The following is a 721-nucleotide window of genomic DNA, read 5'->3' on the forward strand; positions in this document are numbered from 1 at the left end:
GCGTCAGATGGGTATAAGAGACAGGGGCGAAGGGGTCCTCGTCGGGGACGGACGCCTGGGCGTAGTCGGAGGGCGGCGGGAGGCCGAACGGATCCGCTTCGGGCTCGGAGGAGGGCGGCGCCATCGCGAAGGCGTCCGCCTGGGGCTCGGAGCCGTAGCCGTACGTCTGCGGATGGGGCCGCGAGGCCGCGGGGCCGTGGGCGTTGGACGGGTCGTTGATGTCGAAGGTGAACGCGTCCTCCGCCGCGGCCTGCGCGGGGACGGGGAGGTTGTCGCCCTCCGCGAAGTCGAAGTCGGGCGTGCTGCTGAAGTCGGGCGTGCTGCCGAAGTCGCTGCCAGTGTCGGCGGGGGCGACGGGGTCCTCGGAGAAGTCGAAGTCGCGCGCGGTGCCGGCGGGCTCCTGGGTGCCGTAGGCAGCGGGCTCGCGGAAGGCGTCGGTGGGGACGGGGAGCCTGACGACGCGGGTCACGTCCTCGCGCTCGCCGAAGTCGCTGGTGTCGAGCGAGGAGAACTCGCCGCTGCCCACTTCGGAGAAGTCGTCTTCCGCGGCCATGGGAGCCGCGGCCTGGGGCGCGGCGTCCATGTCGAAGCTGAACGAGTCGTCCGGGAGGGCCACCGGCGCCGAAGGTCCGGCATCGAGCGAGATGGCCCGGGGCGCGGCCACGCCCGGCGAGGCGTACGCGGCGGGCGGGATTTCATCGTCGAAGGAGAACGGATCGTC

Annotated in this window: 1 pseudogene; it reads right to left on the reverse strand. The window is 72.7% G+C overall.

Annotation, left to right across the window (positions count from 1 at the left end):
• Positions 1-721, reverse strand: a pseudogene (locus D7V88_RS41950) (tetratricopeptide repeat protein); the annotation flags it as partial.

Origin of the sequence: Corallococcus terminator (assembly GCF_003611635.1) — a bacterium.
Lineage (GTDB): Bacteria > Myxococcota > Myxococcia > Myxococcales > Myxococcaceae > Corallococcus > Corallococcus terminator.